Consider the following 19,373-nt stretch of genomic DNA (forward strand, 5'->3'; position numbering starts at 1 on the left):
AATTTTACATTATTTAACCCAAAAAACTATGAAACGAATTCTAGTACCTACCGACTTTTCTGATCACGCAGAAAATGCCTTAAAAGTTGCTGCACAAATTGCCAAAAAAAACGATTCTGAAATTATCATTTTGCATATGCTTGAATTACCAAGCCAAATGAACGATGCAATATTAGGCGGAGCAAGTATTCCTGAAACAATGCTTTTTATGAAAAAAGCCAATGAAATGCTTGACGAAGTCTCATCAAAACCTTATTTAGACGGGATTTCGATAACTGAAATTGTAAAAATGGACAAACCTATCCATGGCATCTCACAAGTAAGCAAAGACTATAACATCGATTTAATTGTTATGGGATCTCACGGCTCATCAGGAATTGAAGAATTACTAATTGGTTCTAATACTGAAAAAGTAGTTCGCAACTCAGAAATCCCAGTTTTAGTGATCAAAAAAGACATTCCAAATTTTAATATATCCAATATTGTTTTTGCGTCAGATTTTTCCGACGAAACAAAAAAAAGCTTTGAAAAATTCGTAAGCATCACTAAACTTTTTGAAGCAAAAATACATCTTGTTACAATTTGCACACCCAACAGTTTTAAACCAACCCATGCAGCACAAAAAGCGATGACAGACTTTACTTCTGAATTTAACCTGACAGATTATCAAACACATATTTATAACGATACTAATATCGAAAAAGGAATTATCAATTTCTCTAACAGTATAAACGCAGACATTATTGGAATGAGCACACATGGAAGAACAGGTTTCGCACACTTCTTTAACGGAAGCATCAGTGAAGGTCTGGTAAATCATGCCGTAAGACCTGTAATCACATTTAAGATTTAAAAAAAATTATCATATTTCTTAAAAAAAGCTTCTCAATCGAGAGGCTTTTTTTTATAAACATCAATTTATTTTCTAATAAAAAACTTTTTCGTGAGCTTTTCAACAAAGTTACTTTGAGCTTTCCAACAAAGTCAGCGCCATTCTTAATCCAGATCTTTGTCAAATAAAAATCATAAATAATACAACATGAAAACAATAGACAAGATTTACATTAACGGAGAATTTATTACTCCCGAAGGAACCGAATATTTTGACTTAATAAGCCCAACAACAAACGAACAACTAGGAAAAGTACTTTTAGGAAATGAAAAAGACACACAAAATGCCATAGCTGCCGCCAAAGAATCCTTTAAAACCTTCTCTAAAACCACAGCTACAGAAAGAATTCACTACTTAAAAAACATACAGACTTCGATCGAAAAAAGAAAAGAAGAATTCATTAGCGTAATGATTGAGGAATATGGAGGAACAAAGCAATTTGCAACAACCAGCTACGCTTATATGCTAAAAAGTTTTGAGTCCGCAATTCAATTATTAAACACCTACGATTTTACCAAAACAATGGGAAATTCCGAAGTTCAAATGACACCACTTGGCGTTGTTGGCATCATTATTCCGTGGAATTCAAGTAATGGCTTTATTTGCAGTAAACTATCGACAGCTATAGCAGCAGGATGCACAACTGTAATAAAACCGAGCGAAATGAGCGCACAACAAACTCAATTGATTACCGAATGCCTTCATGAAGCAGGATTACCAAAAGGCGTTTTTAACATTGTAAACGGACTGGGAGAAATTGTTGGAGCAGAAATAAGCCGCAATCCGGATATTGCCAAAATCTCATTTACCGGATCTACAAATGTTGGAAAAATCATTGCTAAAGAAGCCGTAAATACTATGAAGAGAGTTACTCTCGAACTCGGCGGAAAATCCCCTAATATCATTCTGGATGACGCTAATTTCTCAGAAGCAATTCCGCTCGCTGTAATCGCCGCTTATATGAATAGCGGACAAGCATGTATTGCCGGAACAAGATTACTCGTACCGGAAAATCGACTTGAAGAAGTCAAAAAACAAATAAAGGAAGTAGTATCTAATACTATTGTTGGCGATCCAAAAAACGACACAACAGCTGTTGGTCCAATGGTCAGTGCAAAACAATACGAACGTGTTCAAAATTATATCCAAACCGGGATAAACGAAGGAGCAGAAGTTTTGATTGGAGGCTTAGGAAAACCTGAAGGATTAGAAAGAGGGAACTTTGTAAAACCAACTGTTTTTATAAACGTAAACAATCAGATGCGAATTGCAAGAGAAGAAATTTTCGGTCCTGTTTTATCTATTATAACATATAAAACCGAAGAAGAAGCAATAGAAATAGCCAACGATACTACATACGGATTACAAGCTTATGTAAGTTCATCTGATGAAAAAAGAGCCCACAAAGTTGCCTCGCAAATAAATGCTGGACGTGTGCAAATAAACGGAATCGGACATGATCCTATGGCTCCGTTTGGCGGATTTAAACAATCCGGAATAGGCAGGGAATTTGGAATACCAGGCCTTGAAGCTTATCTTGAACCAAAAGCTTTAATTCGATAAATAATCCAGGATCCGGAACATCTTCTTTGATAAAGATTTCCGGATCTTTTAGTAACTTTACGTTATGACAGCAAAATCAAATACAAAACCTCAAATACTGTACTCCTGCTATTATTCACGCAGCCGCGAAGGAGAGAATTTCATACCGGAACATGTATTTAGCTACCAGATTTCGGGAGAAATGATCGCTTCTGATAGCAAGAATACTTACATTTCAAAAGAAGGTGATTTTCGTTTTAGCAGAAGAAATCATTTGGCAAAATTCGTTAAAATTCCGCCCGAAGGAGGAGAATTCAAAACAATATCCCTTTTCTTAGATCAGGAAATTTTACGCGAAATAAGTGCCGAATACAATTTCAAAATCAACAAAAGATCCGATTCTGAAGCCATGATTTCATTAGCTCCAAATCCGCTTTATAAATCTTTCATGGATTCGCTGATTTCTTATCTTGAAGTTGAACAAGATAAAAACGAAGCTTTATTTAATTTAAAAATAAAAGAAGCTGTACATCTTTTACTTAAAGTAAATCCAGAACTGAAAGATATTTTATTCGATTTTAATGAGCCCGGCAAAATTGACCTTGAAGCATTCATGAATAAAAACTTTCATTTTAATGTACACCTTACCCGTTTTGCTTATCTCACCGGAAGAAGTTTAGCAACTTTTAAAAGAGATTTTCAAAAAGTATTTCAGGAAACACCCGGAAAGTGGTTACTCAACAAAAGATTACAAGAAGCTTATTATTTAATTAATCAGGGGAAATCGCCATCTGAAGTTTATATTGGAGTAGGCTTTGAAGACTTGTCTCATTTTTCATTTTCATTTAAAAAGAAATTTGGCATTGTTCCGTCTTCTTTACTATTGAAATAAAACTATTATATAAATTCCAATTTTTAAAATCCCAAATTCCAAACTATATAAATTGAGAAACAATGATGAGCCTTGTTCTTAGGATTAAAACCTCGAACTATTGATAAAACACAAATTTCACAATATTCACCTATTACCGGATCAACAAGAAAACCTGTGGATATAGAAAAAAAATTACCACGGAGAACGCAAAGTTTTTTAGATATACTAAGTTTAGAAAAACACAAAGTTCGCAAAGCTGTATATTGATTTAGCTTTGCGAACTCTGTGTTAAGACATTATTAGATAAAATCTTTGTTTCTCTGCGGTAAAAACAGTCAGCACTTGTAAGCTACTCCACAACAGTTAGCGTTGATCCCTATTCCCCCTCTATTCCAGAAATTGGAATTTGGAATTTTCAAAATTGGAATTTCCAAAAAAGTTTAACGCATAAAAAAAGCCTCTCGATTGAGAGGCTTTTTATGTTGGTCTACAAGGACTCGAACCTTGAAAGACTGCACCAAAAACAGTTGTGTTACCATTACACCATAGACCAGTAAGAATGCTTACGCGAATGCAAATTTAAAGCTTTTTTTAGTTTGCACAACTTTTTTTTTGAATAAAAAAGCCTCTCGATTGAGAGGCTTTTTATGTTGGTCTACAAGGACTCGAACCTTGAAAGACTGCACCAAAAACAGTTGTGTTACCATTACACCATAGACCAGCGTTGCTGTTAAGCGAGTGCAAATTTAAAGCTTTTTTTAGTTTGCGCAAACTTTTTGATAAAAAAAATTCGTTTTTTTTCGTTTTTTCTTCTCTTCAACTCCTAATATTTCTACAAGTATTTCACAAACAACACATTACTTACAACAAATACTTTTGTAGATTTTTATGTTAATGCTCTTCGCTTTCAACAAAAAAACATTTTCTTTGTAAGATAGAAAACATATATAATTATAACACCTAAATATGGCACAATTCAATTTCAATAAATGGAATACAATTATTGGTTGGTTTGCATTTGCAATCGCTTTAACTACCTATACACTAACTGTTGAACCAACTATGAGCTTTTGGGATTGTGGCGAATATATTGCCACAGCAGCGAAACTAGAAGTTGGTCACCCACCCGGAGCTCCTTTATTCCAGATGATGGGCGCATTTTTCGCCATGTTTGCCATTGATGCACAACATGTTGCAGTAATGGTCAATATGATGTCGGTTTTTTCAAGTGCATTTACTATTTTGTTTATGTTTTGGTCTTCCTCAATGATTTTGAAAAAGATTATAGAACGTTTTTCAGAAATTAACCAAAACAATTCAGTTGTTATATTAGGAAGTTCTTTTGTTGGAGCCCTAGCCTATACTTTCTCCGACAGTTTCTGGTTTAATGCCGTTGAAGCCGAAGTTTATGCCATGGCTTCTTTATTGATCGCATTACTTTTCTGGCTTGGCCTTCGTTGGGAGCAAGACATGGACAAACCTAAAGGAAACAAATGGTTATTAGTTATATCACTAGTTGTAGGGCTTTCGTTTGGAGTTCACTTTATGGCTTTATTGACTATTCCTTCAATAGGTTTTCTTTACTACTTTAAACATTACGAAAAAGTTACCATCAAAAACTTTCTTATTGCCAATGTGGTGGTAATTGGGATTTTATTATTCATTTTCAAATTGCTTTTACCATTAACTATGGAAGCATTTGCTGATACTGAAGTTTTCATGGTAAATAACTTTGGATTACCATTTAATTCAGGAACCCTATTTGTTGCCCTAATTTTAATTGCTTTCTTTTATTTTGGATTAAAATACACGAAACAAAAAGGATTAGTTTTCTATAATACCATTATACTTTGCATCTTATTTATCTTTATTGGTTTCTCAACCTGGATGATGTTACCGGTTCGTGCTAATGCAAATCCTGTAATTAACGAGAACAAACCATCGGATGCTGCAGAAGTTTTAGCTTATTATAATCGTGAACAATACGGTGTAAATCCTTTGTTTTACGGCCCTCAATACACAGAAGTTTTTGCTGGTCTTGATGCAAAAAATCCGTATTCAGATAAAAAACCTAACTACGAAAGAGATTATAAAACCGGTAAATATATCATTACCAATAATTTTAAAAACGCTAGTCAAAATTCAGACGACAATCAAAAAGCGCTTTTACCGAGAATGTGGAGTACTGAAACAGGGCACATTCAAAATTATATCAGCTTTACAAATCCTCCTAAATTCAAAATAAATCCTAATTATGATTACGAACAGGATTTAGGAAAATACGGAATTGATGCCAGCCAATTAAGCGAAGAGGAATACAACAAGGCTACAGCACAATTGCGTAATGAAGTCGAAAAAACAATTTCTGAATTCAGAAACGCTTATGCTCAAAAACAAATTGACAACGAAGGTTACGTTAAATTTTTAAAAAGCTATGGCGATTATTTAATCATCGAAAAACCAACTGCAGTAGATAATTTCAGCTTTATGTTCGAATACCAATTTGGATACATGTACTGGAGATATTTGATGTGGAATTTCGTTGGACGCCAAAGTGATGTTCAGGGTAAATATGACAATCTTGACGGAAACTGGATTAGCGGAATCAAAGCTCTTGATTCCTTGCATCTTGGTTCTCAGGACAATTTACCATCAGACGTGTTAAACAACAAAGGAAGAAACGTTTATTTCTTCCTGCCTTTTATTTTAGGCCTTATTGGATTAATGTATCATGCCAACAAAGACCTTAAGAGCTTTTATGTTCTTTTAGCGTTGTTCTTATTTACTGGTATTGCATTGAAAATATACCTAAACGAGCGACCTTTTGAACCTCGAGAAAGAGATTATGCACTTGTAGGATCTTTTTATGTGTTTGCCATCTGGATAGGTTTTGGAGTTTATTCACTATATGAAACTATTCAAAAATACATTGTTCCTAAAATTGCAGGACCGGTTATTATTGCTGCAAGTTTATTAGCTGCTCCTGTTTTAATGGCAGCTCAAAACTGGGACGATCACGACAGATCAGGAAAATACACGGCCGTTGCAATGGCAAAAGCTTATTTAAATTCGTGCGATAAAGATGCTATTTTATTTACAATTGGCGACAATGACACTTTCCCATTATGGTATGCTCAGGAAATTGAAGGTATTAGAACCGATGTTAAAATTGTAAATACAAGTTTATTTATGACAGATTGGTATATCGATCAAATGAAAGCAAAAGCTTACGAGTCTGATCCTTTACCAATATCTTTTACACATGATCAGTATGTGGGTGATAATCTGGATTACGTAGCCCATATACCAAAAATTGAGACCCGTTGGAACATTAAAGATTTTATTGATTTTATTAAAAATCCAAAATCAACTGTAGGTTTACAAAACGGACAAACAATTCATTTTTATCCAACAAATAAAATCAGACTTAATGTTGATAAAGAAGCCATCATTAAAAATAAAGTTGTTAATCCTAAATACAACGATTCTATCGTACCTTATATGGACATTGACATCAAAGGAAGTGCGTTATATAAAAACCGCCTAATGATGCTGGATATTTTAGCGAATAACAACTGGAAAAGACCAATTTATTTTAGTGGAGGTGCTTTTGACGATGAAGATTATTTATGGCTAAAAGACTATTTACAGCTGGACGGAATGGTGTACAAATTAGTTCCTATTAAAAACACACCTTCAAAAGATGGCGGACCTATGGACATGGGACAAATTGACGCTGATAAAATGTACGACATTGTAATGAAATGGGATTGGGGAAACAGTAATGGTAATATTTATCACGATCCTGAAACCAGAAGAAACAGTATTACATACCGCACCAATTTATCCCGTTTAATGAACCAGCTTATCGCAGAAGGTAAAATTGATAAAGCGAAGAATATTATCAATCTGGCAATAACAAAAATGCCTTTAGACAAATTTGGATATTACTCGTTAGTAGAACCATTTGCAGGAGGATATTATAAAGTTGGCGAAACGGCAAAAGCACAAGATTTGCTGAATAAACTAGTTAACAAATACAAAGAAGAACTAAACTATTATGCAACACTTACGCCTGGCGACCAAACTGACTTAGCGATTGACATCATTACTGATATTGAGCGTTACAGAAGTTTATTGCAAGTGATGAAAGAAAATAAAGATCTCGCTTTCTACGAGAAACATAAAGTAACATTTAATACTTATGTAAATGTTTTTGAACGTTTTGGAAGAGAAAAAGAATAATAATATACGAAAAACATAGCAATTAAAAAAATGCAGCGCAACTTGATAAATAGCGCTGCATTTTTTATTTTTACATATCTGTAAAACAAATTAAAATGAGCTTTTATTGGGTAAAAACAAATTCATTCATCAAAAGGGTATTTTCTAAGTACTGTTGGGACATCCCAAATAACGAAAAGAAAATATACCTCACCTTTGATGACGGCCCAACTCCCGAGATTACAGACTGGGTTTTATCTGAATTAAAAAAGTTCGATGCAAAAGCTACTTTTTTTTGTATAGGAAAAAACATAAAAGCCAATCTGGCATTATTTGAAAAGCTGCTCACAGACGGACATGCTATAGGCAACCATACCATGAACCATGTAAATGGATGGAAAAGCAACAATGACGATTATATTGAAAACGTTAAGAATTGTGCTGCTGTTCTGGAAGAAGAAAAAACATGCAATATGATATTTCGCCCGCCTTACGGGAAAATCAAAAAAGCACAATCTAAAATTCTGAGAAAATTAGGCTATAAAATAATTATGTGGGATGTTTTGAGCGCTGATTTTGACCAGACTATTACTCCTGAAAAGTGCCTTGAAAACGTTACTAAAAATGTAAAATCAGGAAGTGTGATTGTATTTCACGACAGCATAAAAGCTTCGCCTAATTTAAAATTTGCCCTGCCTAAAACGTTACACTTTTTAAAGGAAAATGGCTATACATTTGATATTATTCACTAAATAACATCAAATAAAAAGTAGTATTTTATTGATTGAATTGCTCCTGGACAATTCCGATAATGGTATTTGCATCAAGTTCACCTGATTGTCTCCAGATCATTTGCCCTTCTTTATAAATCATTAAAGTAGGTAATCCTTTTATACGTAAGGCTTCTGCTAATTCCTGATTTTTATCGACATCAATTTTAATCACTTTGGCTTTATCGCCTAGTGCAGCCGCAACATCCTTAATAACAGGATGCATCGATACAGATGATTCGTTCCAATCGGTGTAAAAATCAATTAACACCGGAACCTGAGCATTTATAAGTTCTCCAAATTTTGACATAAAACCAAAAATTTAATTCTTTTTTATTCTGTTAAAAAGAGATAATTATATACAAATGTAGCATTTTTAACGAATTAAGCCACATTGTTCCCTTTTTTTAGTTCAATCACTGTAATTTCAGGCATAATACCTACTCGTCCCGGATAAGCGTGAAAACCAAATCCGCGATTTACATAAACGTAACGGCCAACATTTTCGTATAATCCTGCCCATTGTTTGTAAATGTACTGAGCTAAACTCCACTTAAAATATCCTGGAATTTCAATTCCAAATTGCATACCATGTGTATGGCCTGCCAAAGTTAAATGAAAGTTTTTAGGATGATTTTTAATCTCATATTCCCAATGACTCGGATCGTGACTCATTAATACCTTAAAATCATCCTGATGTACGTTTTGAGACGCTTTGTTTAAATCTCCTGCCTTTTTAAAATTATGCCCCCAATTCTCTACTCCAATAAGTGCAATTTTATCATCACCTTTTTGAATATAAGTATGTTCGTTTAATAAAAGTTCAAATCCAATTTGTCCGTAAAGACTTTTTATTTCTTTGAAGTTTTCGTCTTTTTCTTTTTCAGAAGGCCAAGTAACATATTCGCCATAATCATGATTTCCTAAAACTGAAAACTTCCCATATTTAAAATCTTTTATTCTGTTGAAAGTTTCTAACCACGGATGCATTTCTTTCGCATGGGTGTTTACAATATCTCCTGTAAATAAAATCATATCCGCTTCCTGCTCATTAATCAAATCAATAGCATAATTTATTTTATCAGGATTATCAAAACTCCCGCTATGAACATCCGAAATCTGAGTAATTTTAAATCCATCAAAAGCATCCGGCAAATCAGGAAAATAAATCGTCTGCCTGAAAACTTTAAAATTATATTTCCCTTCAAAAATTCCGTAAATCAATGATAAAAAAGGAACGGCAGCCAAACCCAATGCTATCTGGCTAACAAACTTTCGCCTGTTTGGCATCATCTCTGAACGAGGCGTATTATACATGAAATAATTCAGGATGCTTGCCCCTATTCTAAAAATATCTTCTCCAAACATCACAAGAGTCAAAACTATTTTTGGCACATAAACCAATAACATCAACCCCATTGTAAACATGGTTTGCTTGGTTTGCCCAACAGAACGATCAAATTGCGTAAAAGAGTAAATGATAAAAATTAAAAGCAGTAAACTTATAATTTGATAACTAATCAAAACCCATCTCAATTTTACTAAGGTACGAAAGGCTTGATAAGAATAGAACTCAATAAATAAAAAAAGAGCACATAGAATTACAAAACGAATGATCATTATTTATAGTTTTAAGCAAAGTAACAAAGAATGAAATTTCTATTGCTTTTTATTATCAAAAATTTAACTCAAATAACAAAAAGCTGATAGATTTCTCTACCAGCTTTTTCTCTACCAAATTTTTTAAAACCTTTATAATCCACAACACGGTTTACATCAAACCAGTATTGTTTTATTTTTTAGCTTCTGGCTTTGCTGCTTCTGCTTTTACTTCCGCTTTTTTCGCTTTTTTGTCTGCTTTTTTCTCTTTTTTAGGAGCTTTTGCTTCTTTTGCCGGAGTTGTTTGAGCTGGAGTTGTTTGAGCGCTTACCATTGCAGTTGTTCCTAAAACAGCTACTGCTAACATTACTAATTTTTTCATGATTGAAGTTTTTATGATTATTAATATTTTCATTTATTATACCTCAAAGATATATACGCTAAATGAAGACAAAATGAAGATTGAACGACTTTGAAAAAATTAACTTTTAATTGTGTTTTAAAACTTCCGGAAACAACAACATAAAGGTTGTACCTTCATTTACAGCAGAAGAAACTTTTATCTCGATATGATGAAAAGATGCAATACTATCCGCAATCGCAAGCCCTAACCCCTGACCTTCCTGATCTGAACTAATTCTGGCAAACCTGTTGAATATATTTTCGATTTGAGAAGAATTCATTCCTATACCAGAATCTGCAATCGAAATAAAGTAACGATCCTCTAAAAAACCATCTGTAACAATAATGCTTCCCGTTGGTTTATTGTATTTTATGGCATTAGTTACCAAATTATAAATCAAAATATGAATCAGAGTTTTATTTCCTGTGAAGATATAATCATGCTGCATTTTGTTTAAAAACCGAATTTCCCTGTCATCAATTCGATCTTGTAAATCTTCCTGAAGATCCCTAATTATTTCATGAAATTTCACATCTTCATTTGCCTCGTATTGATTGTTTTCGATGCGGGAAATCAACAATAAGTTATTGATGATTTTTTTTAGCATATCTAAAGTTCTTAACGAACCTGCGATTTTATCGAAAGCATTATCATCAAGAGAATCATTTTGAAGCAAATTCTCGAACTTGTTTTTAAGCAAAGCAATGGGCGTAAGCAACTCATGAGAAACATTCGATATAAATTGTTTTTCTTTTTTAAAAAGCTCTGCAATACGATCCATCATCTGGTTTAAAACAAAATCGAGTTCCCTAAAATCCCTTGATCTCGCTTTTATTGGCGTATGATCAAAAGCCTCTGGTTCGTTGACTCGCCTTATTTTGGTATCAATAATTTTATAGAAAGGCTTCAGTAAATATTCGATATAAAAAGTATCTGCCAAAAAGGTAATCAGCAGGATAACTACAAAAACAATTATAATAAAAAATCGAATAATAAATGTAAGGTCATTTATTTCAGCAAGACTGCTTCCTATTTCTAAATTATAACCCTGATTACCGAAAGTAAAATGATATTGCAAAATTCTATATTCATTTTCTTCACCTTCAATAATGCGATATTCATTAGTAAAAACAGCTTTCTTTTTGGCAATTTTTACCGGTGATTTAGAAAGCACTAAAAACTCACTATGTAGTGTAGAAAATTGCGAATAGGTTTCTGTCGAATCATCAGAATTTTCGATAAAATCATTTATCTCATTTTGATCTAAATGCTGTATGAATTTTTGTTTTTTTTCCAGTAATCCGTTATTAATATGCCTGTAAACAACATTTTCGACCAGAATGGGCAACATTAGCCATAAAACCAAAATCACCAACAACCTTGTTAGTGCATTAAAAATAGCCAACTGATGCTTTATCTTCACAATATTTTATTTACTCATTAATACGATAACCAACATTTCTAACGGTTTCGAACCAATCGATAGCAGTATGTTTGTCGAGTTTTTTTCGAAGATTTCGAACATGAACATCAATAAAATTAGAATCTGAATTGACCTCCAGAATATCGCCCCAAATATGCTCTGTCAATTGCAGCCTGGTGATTACACGATTTTTGTTTAAAACCAAATACTGAAAAATATCAAATTCTTTTTTAGTAAGACTGATGGGAGTATTATCATAACTAACCTTATAATCCTGAAGCTGCAACAAAAAACCATGAATACTTAAACTGTTTACAGTAAAACCATGAATTCTGCGAATTACGGCAAATAAACGAGCACTAAGTTCTGTTAATGCAAACGGTTTAGTCAAATAATCATCTGCACCAAGATGCAGTCCATTTATTCTGTCATCCAACTCTCCCCTCGCCGTAAGTACAATAACTGCAATTTTTGATTTTGTTTTTCGAACCGTTTGCAAAACCTCAAATCCATCTCCGTCAGGCAAACCAAGATCCAGAAGCATAGCATCATAATCGTTACTATTTACTTCTTCAAGGGCATCGGCACAATTATGAGCAATCTTGCAAACGTAACCTACGTTGCATAAAAAATCATAAACTTCGACAGCTAGTTCCTTATTATCTTCAACAATTAAAATATTCATAACTGAGCATTTAAGCGCAAATAAATTTAAGCAATTCTAAAAAACATTATTGCGCATTATTAAAAAATTAACGAATCAAAAAAAGCTGATAAATTTCTTTACCAGCTTTCTCCATCTGCATTCTCATAATCATTACTTCTGTTTTGCCTCCTTACAATTCTTTGAAAGCAAAACAAAAACAACTTTCATTATTTCACCTTAGCTGCCTCTGCTTTAGGAGCCTCTGCTTTTGCTTTTTTATCAGCTTTGTTTTTGTGGTGTTTTGTAGCTTTAACTTCTTTTGCAGGAGCTGCCTGAGTGGGAGCTGTTTGTGCACTTACCATTGCAGTTGTTCCTAAAACTGCTACTAATAACATCAATAAATTTTTCATGATTTCTAAATTTAAATTAATTAACCTTTTATTTTACAATAACCTTTTCTTATTTTTTTACTTTAGCTGTCTCTACCTTTGTAGCTTCACTTTTTTCTGATTTTACTTTTTTATCAGATTTAGATTTTGGGTGTTTTACAGCTTTAACTTCTTTTGCAGGAGTTGCTTTAACATCTTTTGCAGGAAAAGCACTTACCATAACACTTGTGCCAAAAACTGCTACTAATAACATCAATAAATTTCTCATGATTTCTACTATTTAAAAATTAATACCTTTTATTTTATAGATCAAATGTACCCCTGTAATATGAAGACAAAATGAAGAAATCATCTCATATAAATATTTTAACTTGACATTAACTATTGGGTGCTTTTCCACCATATTATTACTATAAATTCATTTAATTTCACGAACAAAATGGTAGACGCGATACTGTGCGTCGCTACAACTCCGCAGTTCTCTGCGGAACGTACGCTACTAAAATGTACTTATATTACTTATATGGTAAAAAATTTCTTTTTTGATTATTTTTTGATACCCAATTGTTTATTTTTACAGACTAATATTTTTTTTATGTCAACTCAAAAACGTCTTTTTCTTCTCGATGCTTATGCTTTAATATTTCGTGGCTATTATGCCTTCATAAAAAATCCGCGAATTAATTCTAAAGGAATGGATACATCCGCGATTATGGGATTCATGAACTCTCTTTTGGATGTTATAAAACGTGAAAAACCAGATCATTTAGCCGTAGCTTTTGATAAAGAAGGAAGTCAGGTACGAACCGAAATGTATTCTGATTATAAAGCCAATCGTGATGCAACTCCTGAAGCAATTAAAATTGCTATTCCATATATCCAGGATTTATTGAGAGCCATGCACATTCCGATTATCGAAATGGCAGGTTGTGAAGCCGACGATTTGATTGGAACAATTGCCAAACAAGCCGAAAAAGAAAACTATAAAGTTTTTATGGTCACTCCAGATAAGGATTTTGCTCAATTGGTTTCTGAAAATATATTCATGTACAAACCAGCCCGTATGGGAAATGGTATTGAAATTTGGGGCGTTCCTGAAGTTTTGGCAAAATTTGAAATCGAAAAACCGGAACAAGTAATTGATTTTCTTGGGATGATGGGAGATGCTGTCGATAACATTCCGGGATTACCAGGAGTTGGCGAAGTAACGGCCAAAAAATTCCTGAAAGAATTTGGTTCGATGGAAAACCTTCTTGAAAACACACATTTACTGAAAGGTAAAATGAAAGAGAATATCGAAGCCAATAAAGAAAAAGGAATTTTATCTAAAAAACTGGCTACTATAATATGTGACTGCGATGTTGTTTTTAATGAAGATGACTATGAACTTTCACGTCCCGATATCGAAAAAACCGACGCTATTTTTCAGGAATTGGAATTTAGAAGAATGGCCGAACAATTTGATAATTTATTTAAAGTAGGTGGCGGAAACGAACTGGCAAATGCAGGCCAGCCTTCGGATGCTAAGTTGTATAAAAAACCGCAGCCTAAAAACGACGATCAGTTTGATTTGTTTGGAGGCGGTGCCACAACAGATGAAAGTACAGAAGAAAGAACTTCATTCTATAATACTTTAGAAAACACACCTCACTCCTATCAAGCTGTCGAAGGCGATTTAGGAATTAAATTATTGATCCAAAATCTACAAAAGCAAACTGCTGTTTGTTTTGATACTGAAACTACCGGTCTGGATGCTTTACATGCTGAATTGGTAGGAATCTCTTTTGCTTATGAAAAAGGAAAAGCATTTTACGTTCCGTTTCCGGAAAGCCAGGAAGAAGCTCAGATTTTAGTAGATAAATTCAAACCGTTTTTTGAAAATGAAAATATCGAAAAAATTGGTCAAAACTTAAAATATGATTTAAAGATCCTTTCTAATTATGGCGTTGTTGTAAAAGGAAAGCTTTTTGACACCATGATTGCGCATTATCTGATTAATCCGGATATGCGTCATAATATGGATATTTTAGCGGAAACGTATTTGAAATATTCACCAAAATCAATTGAAACATTAATTGGTAAAAAAGGAAAAAATCAAATCACAATGCGTGACGTTGCTCTTGAAGAAATCAAGGAATATGCTGCAGAAGATGCCGATATTACATTACAATTAAAAGAACTTTTTACTGCCGAATTAGACAAAACCGAAACTAAGAAGTTATTTGATGAAATCGAAATTCCATTAGTAAGCGTTCTGGCTGATATGGAAACAGAAGGAATTCGTTTAGATGTGGAGTTTTTAAGCATCATGTCTAAAGAAATGGACATTGAAATTAAATCTCTGGAAGAAAAAATATACGAAACCGCCGGCGAGAAATTCAACCTTGCTTCTCCAAAACAATTAGGAGATATTTTATTTGATAAATTAAAAATTGGCGGAGCAAAACAAAAGAAAACTAAAACCGGTCAGTATGCCACTGGCGAAGAGGTTTTGACTTATTTAGCCAATGATAACCCAATTGTAAAACAAATTCTCGATTGGCGCCAGATGGTAAAACTACAAAGCACTTATATTTTGGCTTTGCCAGAACAAGTAGACAAAAAAACATTACGCGTTCATACGGATTATATGCAAACTGTTGCCGCCACGGGACGTTTGAGTTCGAATAATCCAAACTTGCAAAACATACCAATTCGTACAGAAAGAGGTCGTCAGATTCGTAAAGCTTTCGTAGCCCGCGATGAAAACCATACTTTAATCTCTGCGGATTACTCTCAGATAGAATTAAGAATTATTGCTGCGTTAAGTGGCGAAGAAAATATGATTGCCGCTTTCCAGAACGGAGAAGACATTCACAAGGCAACTGCAGCAAAAGTTTTTGATGTTCCTTTGGATGAAGTTTCGCGCGAACAAAGAAGCAACGCTAAAACAGTAAACTTCGGAATCATATATGGTGTTTCTGCTTTTGGGTTAAGCAATCAAACTTCATTATCACGCAGCGAAAGTGCTGCCTTAATCGAAGCTTATTACAAAACTTATCCAAGATTAAAATCTTATATTAACGAACAAATAGAATTTGCACGCGAAAAAGGATACGTACAAACAATTTTAGGCCGTCGCCGATATTTAAAAGATATCAACTCAGCGAATGCCGTAGTAAGAAGTGCTGCCGAACGAAATGCTGTAAATGCACCAATTCAGGGAAGTGCTGCCGATGTGATTAAAATCGCGATGATCAACATCCATAAAAAATTAAAAGAGGAAAACTGGAAATCAAGAATGTTGCTTCAGGTACATGATGAGCTTGTGTTTGATGTTCACAATGATGAACTCGAAAAAATTCAGCCTATGATCAAACACGAAATGGAAAATGCATTTATGATGAGTGTTCCTTTAGATGTTGAACTTGGTTTGGGTAAAGATTGGCTAGAGGCGCATTAAAAAACCAAAATGAAAAAGAAGACAATAAAGTATTCCATTATAACAGCGATTGTCTTGTTTTTAATATACAAGCTCAATGTTAGCTTAGCATTGGGCATGGATACTTTTTTAATAAACAGTTTGCCTTCTAAAGAATTGCCTTCCCAATATAAAGAGTATAAAAATTTACATGAGGTTAAGAACTTTAGTAATCATAAAATAATACTATTTGGAAAAAGCAAAGGATATTATCCCAATATCGACTTTCAAATACTTGAAATTTCGAAAGGAGAAATAATACTTAAACTCATCACCAAAACAGAACCTTACGATCATGGAGGAGGAAATAAAGGTGATAATTTTTTAAACACCGTATTTAAAATGGACTCCTACGGAAACATTTCAGATACTTTAAATTATAAAACTTCATCGTCAAATCAATCCGAGTTTGGCGATGTTGTTTTACTCAATAAACAAATAGTAAACAAAGATCTGCTCTATTACCAAACTTGGCCAACTGATGGAAACAAAGCAAAAAAAGCTTTTATCCCTATAAACAAAGACCTAAAGTGGGATGCTGAAAAACTATCAAAATATTATCATGATAGTGTTTTACCTAATTGTATTTACTTAGACAATTTTTACGCCTGGAGAGATAAGTCCATACCTGTTGACAAAAGATCATCGATCATTTATTTTGCAAACAATCAATGGTATATACTATATGGTGTGGAATCTAAAATATCCGATGATGCACAAAAACAAAGCTTTAATCTAAACAAAAAAGTTACTAACGAAAATGCACTCGGCAAAATACCAAACGATAAAATACTGTTTAAATATTTCCAAAAATTAGATTACAATTCAAATGTCATGGGACGAACCCAAGCGAATGATACTTATACGTACTATTACTGGAATGGGATCGCCTATATTGATATACCTTTTGCGAATGACACGCTAAAATTCAAAAAAGAAGATATTTTTATCGATGATTATGACACCAAAGAAAAATCAATCTACGATACTGTAAAAGACAATCAAAAAGAATTGGAAAAAAGTTTAAAATCAGAATATGGGTTTTATACTAACACTGATTTACAATTTACTTTGCTCCAAGATAAAAAAGACAATAGCTTATACCTTATTAAGAAAACAAAATAAAGTATTATAAAAAAAACCATTCGTTGCGGCGAATGGTTTTTTGTTTTTATTTTTTTCTTGTAGACTCTCGTTCTTTCAACTTCGTCTTAATAACGATAGTTTCATAATCAGAAGTCTCATCTTCCTTTTCTTCTAAACGTTTGATCAATTGTTTGGCGGCAACTTCTCCAATTTCAATTCCGTGTTGACTTACAGTTGTTAAACTTGGTGACAGACGTCTTGAAGCTAAAATTCCGTCAGCAAATCCTATAATCGAAATATCTTCAGGCACTTTATATCCTTTTTTCAAGCTGACACGTAAAGCGGCAACTGAATCATTTTCATCCAAAGCAAAAATAGCATCGATTTTGTTGTCGAAAATGGCATCAATTTTAGCTTTCATATCATCTTCAGAATCCGTACGAAGAATAATTTTCTCATTTACCGGAATATTATTATCAGCCAAAGCTTTCAAATATCCGTCAGCTCTCAATTTTCCAACGCTTAAATTATCAACAGAAGAAATTAAGGCAATATTTTTACATCCTAAATTGATTAAATGCTGTGTCGAGTTCAAAGCCGAATCGAAATCATCAACTACCACTTTATCACATTCTACTTCATCAGCAATACGGTCAAACATTACAATTGGAGTTCCGTCATTTATAATAGCAGAGAAATGACTATAATCCTGAAGTTTTTGTGCTTCCTGAGAAACCGAAAGAATAAATCCGTCGATGGTTCCGTTGCTCAGCATTTCCAGCGTATGAATTTCTTTTTCTAAAGATTCATTCGAAATACACGTAATCACATTATATCCTTTTTTATCGGCCACTTTTTCGATACCACTAAAAACCTTTGCAAAAAAGGAGTTTAATATATTAGGTATAATTACACCTATTGTTTTGGTTTTACGATTCTTTAAATTCAGACCAATAACATTCGGTTTATAATTTTTGAGTTTGGCATACTCCTTAATCTTCACCTTCGTTTGCTCACTAATTTCCGGACTGTCATTTAACGCCTTAGAAACCGTAGATACAGAAACGCCTAATTCTTTCGCAATTTGTTTTAGAGTTGCTTTAGCTTTCATTTAAAAATAATTTTATGTAATTAATACAAATATAGTAGAATTACCTAAAATAAAACAAAAAACACCCACCAGTATTTCAATTTACAAGGTCTTTTTAAAATAATTTTAAAATACTGCGATTTTTTAAAACCGCATCTCATAAAATTTCGTTAATAACTTAATACATGTTATTAACCTTTTTAAAAAACCTAGATTATGAAAAACGAAGTTAAAATTCATGAAGTTGACCCTTCATTGAATAACAGAAGGAGCTTCCTTAAGCTCAGCGGGCTAACATTAGTTAGTGCAGGTTTGGTTTTAGCTGGTTGCAGCGATAATGACAATGATAACGATATGGAAGATACATCGTTACCCGGAGTTAGAAATGGTGTCTTTGATTTAGGCTCTGGAGATTTTGGAGTATTAACTTATGCTTATGCTCTTGAACAACTTGAAGCCGATTTTTATACTAAAGTTGTAAATGCAACAAGTTTTAATGCAACTTTCAATCCTATTGAACGTCAGGTTTTAACCGACTTGTATCATCACGAAGTAGTTCATAGAGATTTTTTTAAAGCTGCCTTAACCGGAGCACTTCCGGATCCGAGCTCCCAATTACTTCCTACGTTAGGTTTTAACTACGGATCTCTTAATTTCAACAGCCGCACCGAAGTTCTGGCAACGGCCAAAGCTCTTGAAGATACCGGAGTTGCCGCCTATAATGGAGCCGGAAAATTAATCAAAAGTGCTGACTACTTATTATTAGCCGGGAAAATTGTTTCGGTCGAAGCCAGACATGCTTCGGCTATCAGAAGTTTAATCAATCCTAATTCTAAGGATTTTGCCGGTGATGATATTGTTACGGCATCAAATGGTTTAGATGTTGCTAAAGATCCTTCAAAAATTCTTCCAATTGCCGGAGGATTTATTACCACAAAATTTTCTGCCAAATATTTACCTTAATCTTAACTAGCT

General features: G+C 33.5%; 16 protein-coding genes and 2 tRNA genes. 8 read left to right on the forward strand and 10 right to left on the reverse strand.

Annotated features, from left to right (window positions below; translation table 11 throughout):
• Nucleotides 1-28: 28 nt before the first annotated feature.
• From FLP_RS02825 to FLP_RS02835, 3 genes are all read left to right on the forward strand, one after another.
• Nucleotides 29-853, forward strand: a complete 825-nt coding sequence (locus FLP_RS02825; RefSeq protein ID WP_065448018.1) for a universal stress protein — start codon at nt 29-31, stop codon at nt 851-853.
• A gap of 186 nt (nt 854-1,039) precedes the next feature.
• Nucleotides 1,040-2,455, forward strand: a complete 1,416-nt coding sequence (locus tag FLP_RS02830) for an aldehyde dehydrogenase family protein (protein WP_065448019.1) — start codon at nt 1,040-1,042, stop codon at nt 2,453-2,455.
• A 64-nt stretch (nt 2,456-2,519) separates the two neighbouring features.
• Entirely contained in the window at nt 2,520-3,326 is an 807-nt protein-coding gene (locus tag FLP_RS02835; RefSeq protein WP_065448021.1) for a helix-turn-helix domain-containing protein, read from the forward strand.
• Between the two features lie 464 nt (nt 3,327-3,790).
• Here the strand turns inward: FLP_RS02835 and FLP_RS02840 are convergent.
• Nucleotides 3,791-3,861: transfer RNA gene (locus tag FLP_RS02840), tRNA-Gln, on the reverse strand.
• A 97-nt stretch (nt 3,862-3,958) separates the two neighbouring features.
• Nucleotides 3,959-4,029 (reverse strand) — tRNA-Gln (locus tag FLP_RS02845).
• Between the two features lie 245 nt (nt 4,030-4,274).
• On the opposite strand from FLP_RS02845, the gene FLP_RS02850 reads away from it, so the two are divergent.
• Nucleotides 4,275-7,553 carry a glycosyltransferase family 117 protein gene (locus tag FLP_RS02850; protein ID WP_065448023.1) on the forward strand — a complete coding sequence of 1,093 codons (3,279 nt, stop codon included), beginning with the start codon at nt 4,275-4,277 and terminating at the stop codon, nt 7,551-7,553.
• Between the two features lie 95 nt (nt 7,554-7,648).
• Complete coding sequence (locus FLP_RS02855) at nt 7,649-8,284, forward strand: polysaccharide deacetylase family protein (protein WP_065448024.1); 636 nt, start codon at nt 7,649-7,651, stop codon at nt 8,282-8,284.
• A gap of 25 nt (nt 8,285-8,309) precedes the next feature.
• Here FLP_RS02855 and FLP_RS02860 read toward each other — a convergent pair whose 3' ends face one another.
• The 7 genes from FLP_RS02860 to FLP_RS02890 form a co-directional block, all read right to left on the reverse strand.
• Nucleotides 8,310-8,612, reverse strand: a complete 303-nt coding sequence (locus tag FLP_RS02860; protein ID WP_026728605.1) for a thioredoxin family protein — start codon at nt 8,610-8,612, stop codon at nt 8,310-8,312.
• A gap of 74 nt (nt 8,613-8,686) precedes the next feature.
• Nucleotides 8,687-9,922 carry a metallophosphoesterase gene (locus FLP_RS02865; RefSeq protein ID WP_065448026.1) on the reverse strand — a complete coding sequence of 412 codons (1,236 nt, stop codon included), beginning with the start codon at nt 9,920-9,922 and terminating at the stop codon, nt 8,687-8,689.
• 172 nt (nt 9,923-10,094) lie between these two features.
• Entirely contained in the window at nt 10,095-10,283 is a 189-nt protein-coding gene (locus FLP_RS02870) for a hypothetical protein (protein ID WP_065448131.1), read from the reverse strand.
• A gap of 106 nt (nt 10,284-10,389) precedes the next feature.
• Nucleotides 10,390-11,727, reverse strand: a complete 1,338-nt coding sequence (locus FLP_RS02875) for a sensor histidine kinase (RefSeq protein WP_243397522.1) — start codon at nt 11,725-11,727, stop codon at nt 10,390-10,392.
• Between the two features lie 10 nt (nt 11,728-11,737).
• Nucleotides 11,738-12,412: a response regulator transcription factor gene (locus tag FLP_RS02880; RefSeq protein WP_065448030.1), complete on the reverse strand. Its 675-nt coding sequence runs from the start codon at nt 12,410-12,412 to the stop codon at nt 11,738-11,740.
• A 188-nt stretch (nt 12,413-12,600) separates the two neighbouring features.
• Entirely contained in the window at nt 12,601-12,783 is a 183-nt protein-coding gene (locus FLP_RS02885; RefSeq protein ID WP_065448031.1) for a hypothetical protein, read from the reverse strand.
• A 49-nt stretch (nt 12,784-12,832) separates the two neighbouring features.
• Entirely contained in the window at nt 12,833-13,030 is a 198-nt protein-coding gene (locus FLP_RS02890) for a hypothetical protein (RefSeq protein ID WP_065448032.1), read from the reverse strand.
• A 327-nt stretch (nt 13,031-13,357) separates the two neighbouring features.
• Between FLP_RS02890 and polA the strand changes: the two genes are divergently transcribed.
• Nucleotides 13,358-16,204, forward strand: coding sequence for a DNA polymerase I (polA, locus tag FLP_RS02895; RefSeq protein WP_065448033.1), 2,847 nt, complete (start codon nt 13,358-13,360; stop codon nt 16,202-16,204).
• Between the two features lie 9 nt (nt 16,205-16,213).
• Complete coding sequence (locus FLP_RS02900; RefSeq protein WP_123921643.1) at nt 16,214-17,347, forward strand: hypothetical protein; 1,134 nt, start codon at nt 16,214-16,216, stop codon at nt 17,345-17,347.
• Nucleotides 17,348-17,393: 46 nt separating this feature from the next.
• Here the strand turns inward: FLP_RS02900 and FLP_RS02905 are convergent, their stop codons facing one another.
• Nucleotides 17,394-18,419 carry a LacI family DNA-binding transcriptional regulator gene (locus tag FLP_RS02905; RefSeq protein WP_065448035.1) on the reverse strand — a complete coding sequence of 342 codons (1,026 nt, stop codon included), beginning with the start codon at nt 18,417-18,419 and terminating at the stop codon, nt 17,394-17,396.
• Nucleotides 18,420-18,614: 195 nt separating this feature from the next.
• Between FLP_RS02905 and FLP_RS02910 the strand changes: the two genes are divergently transcribed.
• Nucleotides 18,615-19,361 carry a ferritin-like domain-containing protein gene (locus tag FLP_RS02910; RefSeq protein WP_065448036.1) on the forward strand — a complete coding sequence of 249 codons (747 nt, stop codon included), beginning with the start codon at nt 18,615-18,617 and terminating at the stop codon, nt 19,359-19,361.
• The last annotated feature ends 12 nt before the right edge of the window (nt 19,362-19,373 follow it).

Source organism: Flavobacterium piscis (genome assembly GCF_001686925.1).
Classification (GTDB): Bacteria; Bacteroidota; Bacteroidia; order Flavobacteriales; family Flavobacteriaceae; genus Flavobacterium; species Flavobacterium piscis.

Excerpts from the sequence above, each read along its gene's own strand:
- FLP_RS02825 (WP_065448018.1), top strand. The coding sequence starts at position 29 with ATGAAACGAATTCTAGTACCTACCGACTTTTCTGATCACGCAGAAAAT.
- FLP_RS02830 (WP_065448019.1), top strand. The coding sequence starts at position 1,040 with ATGAAAACAATAGACAAGATTTACATTAACGGAGAATTTATTACTCCC.
- FLP_RS02835 (WP_065448021.1), top strand. The coding sequence starts at position 2,520 with ATGACAGCAAAATCAAATACAAAACCTCAAATACTGTACTCCTGCTAT.
- FLP_RS02850 (WP_065448023.1), top strand. The coding sequence starts at position 4,275 with ATGGCACAATTCAATTTCAATAAATGGAATACAATTATTGGTTGGTTT.
- FLP_RS02855 (WP_065448024.1), top strand. The coding sequence starts at position 7,649 with ATGAGCTTTTATTGGGTAAAAACAAATTCATTCATCAAAAGGGTATTT.
- FLP_RS02860 (WP_026728605.1), bottom strand. The coding sequence starts at position 8,612 with ATGTCAAAATTTGGAGAACTTATAAATGCTCAGGTTCCGGTGTTAATT.
- FLP_RS02865 (WP_065448026.1), bottom strand. The coding sequence starts at position 9,922 with ATGATCATTCGTTTTGTAATTCTATGTGCTCTTTTTTTATTTATTGAG.
- FLP_RS02870 (WP_065448131.1), bottom strand. The coding sequence starts at position 10,283 with ATGAAAAAATTAGTAATGTTAGCAGTAGCTGTTTTAGGAACAACTGCA.
- FLP_RS02880 (WP_065448030.1), bottom strand. The coding sequence starts at position 12,412 with ATGAATATTTTAATTGTTGAAGATAATAAGGAACTAGCTGTCGAAGTT.
- FLP_RS02885 (WP_065448031.1), bottom strand. The coding sequence starts at position 12,783 with ATGAAAAATTTATTGATGTTATTAGTAGCAGTTTTAGGAACAACTGCA.
- FLP_RS02890 (WP_065448032.1), bottom strand. The coding sequence starts at position 13,030 with ATGAGAAATTTATTGATGTTATTAGTAGCAGTTTTTGGCACAAGTGTT.
- polA (WP_065448033.1), top strand. The coding sequence starts at position 13,358 with ATGTCAACTCAAAAACGTCTTTTTCTTCTCGATGCTTATGCTTTAATA.
- FLP_RS02900 (WP_123921643.1), top strand. The coding sequence starts at position 16,214 with ATGAAAAAGAAGACAATAAAGTATTCCATTATAACAGCGATTGTCTTG.
- FLP_RS02905 (WP_065448035.1), bottom strand. The coding sequence starts at position 18,419 with ATGAAAGCTAAAGCAACTCTAAAACAAATTGCGAAAGAATTAGGCGTT.
- FLP_RS02910 (WP_065448036.1), top strand. The coding sequence starts at position 18,615 with ATGAAAAACGAAGTTAAAATTCATGAAGTTGACCCTTCATTGAATAAC.